At 56.8% G+C, this 2784-nt stretch carries 1 protein-coding gene and 2 rRNA genes (1 of these 3 only partly in view); 1 reads left to right on the top strand and 2 read right to left on the bottom strand.

Translation table 11 applies throughout. From position 1 onward, the window contains the following. Both ACIOEW_RS41180 and ACIOEW_RS41175 read right to left on the bottom strand, forming a co-directional pair. Window positions 1–638, bottom strand: a 23S ribosomal RNA gene (locus tag ACIOEW_RS41180) (it extends 2586 nt beyond the left edge of the window). 301 nt (window positions 639–939) lie between these two features. Next, window positions 940–2465, bottom strand: a 16S ribosomal RNA gene (locus ACIOEW_RS41175). Together the 16S and 23S rRNA genes form the textbook arrangement of a ribosomal RNA operon. 81 nt (window positions 2466–2546) lie before the next feature. Here ACIOEW_RS41175 and ACIOEW_RS41170 point away from each other — a divergent pair. Further along, window positions 2547–2784: hypothetical protein (locus ACIOEW_RS41170; protein WP_401970740.1), on the top strand; the 238-nt coding region annotated here is incomplete at its 3' end.

Genomic DNA, 2784 nt, shown 5'->3' with positions numbered 1-2784 from the left:
ACATACAGCGACGCTCCCACGGCTTGTAGGCACACGGTTTCAGGTACTATTTCACTCCGCTCCCGCGGTACTTTTCACCATTCCCTCACGGTACTATCCGCTATCGGTCACTAGGGAATATTTAGGCTTAACGGGTGGTCCCGCCAGATTCACACGGGATTTCTCGGGCCCCGTGCTACTTGGGTGTCTCTTAAACGAGCCGTTGATGTTTCAGCTACGGGGGTCTTACCCTCTACGCCGGACCTTTCGCATGTCCTTCGCCTACATCAACGGTTTCTGACTCGTCTCACAGCCGGCAGACCATGAAAAAGAGATCCCACAACCCCGCATGCGCAACCCCTGCCGGGTATCACACGCATACGGTTTGGCCTGATCCAGTTTCGCTCGCCACTACTCCCGGAATCACGGTTGTTTTCTCTTCCTGAGGGTACTGAGATGTTTCACTTCCCCTCGTTCCCTCCACACTGCCTATGTGTTCAGCAGTGGGTGACAGCCCATGACGACTGCCGGGTTTCCCCATTCGGAAACCCCCGGATCAAAGCTTGGTTGACAGCTCCCCGGGGACTATCGTGGCCTCCCACGTCCTTCATCGGTTCCTAGTGCCAAGGCATCCACCGTGCGCCCTTAAAAACTTGGCCACAGATGCTCGCGTCCACTGTGCAGTTCTCAAACAACGACCAGCCACCCATCACCCCACCCTTAACAGGCGAGTTCACTGGGGCCGGCAACCGAAGGACAGACTCAAATGAGCCCGTACCTTCAGATACCCAACAGCGTGCCCGACACAGTCAACCCGTTTACGTGTTCCACGCCGAAGCAGTACTTACGAAAACAGCCAACCGTGCCGAATAGTCAACGTTCCACCCATGAGCTAACCACCGCCGAACATTTGCCGGCGTAGTGGCTCTGGATTCCTTGCGGAATCTAGATGCTCCTTAGAAAGGAGGTGATCCAGCCGCACCTTCCGGTACGGCTACCTTGTTACGACTTCGTCCCAATCGCCAGTCCCACCTTCGACAGCTCCCTCCCACAAGGGGTTGGGCCACCGGCTTCGGGTGTTACCGACTTTCGTGACGTGACGGGCGGTGTGTACAAGGCCCGGGAACGTATTCACCGCAGCAATGCTGATCTGCGATTACTAGCAACTCCGACTTCATGGGGTCGAGTTGCAGACCCCAATCCGAACTGAGACCGGCTTTTTGAGATTCGCTCCGCCTCGCGGCATCGCAGCTCATTGTACCGGCCATTGTAGCACGTGTGCAGCCCAAGACATAAGGGGCATGATGACTTGACGTCGTCCCCACCTTCCTCCGAGTTGACCCCGGCAGTCTCCTGTGAGTCCCCATCACCCCGAAGGGCATGCTGGCAACACAGAACAAGGGTTGCGCTCGTTGCGGGACTTAACCCAACATCTCACGACACGAGCTGACGACAGCCATGCACCACCTGTATACCGACCACAAGGGGGGCACCATCTCTGATGCTTTCCGGTATATGTCAAGCCTTGGTAAGGTTCTTCGCGTTGCGTCGAATTAAGCCACATGCTCCGCTGCTTGTGCGGGCCCCCGTCAATTCCTTTGAGTTTTAGCCTTGCGGCCGTACTCCCCAGGCGGGGAACTTAATGCGTTAGCTGCGGCACCGACGACGTGGAATGTCGCCAACACCTAGTTCCCAACGTTTACGGCGTGGACTACCAGGGTATCTAATCCTGTTCGCTCCCCACGCTTTCGCTCCTCAGCGTCAGTAATGGCCCAGAGATCCGCCTTCGCCACCGGTGTTCCTCCTGATATCTGCGCATTTCACCGCTACACCAGGAATTCCGATCTCCCCTACCACACTCTAGCCTGCCCGTATCGACTGCAGACCCGGGGTTAAGCCCCGGGCTTTCACAACCGACGCAACAAGCCGCCTACGAGCTCTTTACGCCCAATAATTCCGGACAACGCTTGCGCCCTACGTATTACCGCGGCTGCTGGCACGTAGTTAGCCGGCGCTTCTTCTGCAGGTACCGTCACTTTCGCTTCTTCCCTGCTGAAAGAGGTTTACAACCCGAAGGCCGTCATCCCTCACGCGGCGTCGCTGCATCAGGCTTTCGCCCATTGTGCAATATTCCCCACTGCTGCCTCCCGTAGGAGTCTGGGCCGTGTCTCAGTCCCAGTGTGGCCGGTCGCCCTCTCAGGCCGGCTACCCGTCGTCGCCTTGGTAGGCCATTACCCCACCAACTAGCTGATAGGCCGCGGGCTCATCCTTCACCGCCGGAGCTTTTAACCTTCCCCCATGAGAGAGAAAGTATTATCCGGTATTAGACCCCGTTTCCAGGGCTTGTCCCAGAGTGAAGGGCAGATTGCCCACGTGTTACTCACCCGTTCGCCACTAATCCACCCCGAAGGGCTTCATCGTTCGACTTGCATGTGTTAAGCACGCCGCCAGCGTTCGTCCTGAGCCAGGATCAAACTCTCCGTGAATGTTTTCCCGTAATCGGGTAGACACCACGAGAGCGGAACGACCGAGTCGGAATATGACCGATCGTCCACTGAATCCTCGCTGTGTGCATTGCCTACCAGGCCAGAGACCTGTTAGGACTTTTCAAAGGAACCTCGAACCTGCCGAAGCAGGTCGGGGTATCAACAAATATGGCGTTGACTTTTGGCACGCTGTTGAGTTCTCAAGGAACGGACGCTTCCTTTGTACTCACCCTCAGAACATTTTCTGGGGCTTTCCTCCGGGCGCTTCCCTTCGGTCTTGCGTTTCCGACTCTATCAGACTCTTTCGTGTCCGATTCCC

It is taken from the genome of Streptomyces sp. NPDC087901 (genome assembly GCF_044742205.1).
Classification (GTDB): Bacteria; Actinomycetota; Actinomycetes; order Streptomycetales; family Streptomycetaceae; genus Streptomyces.
This window is presented reverse-complemented; position numbering and strand designations above follow the sequence as displayed.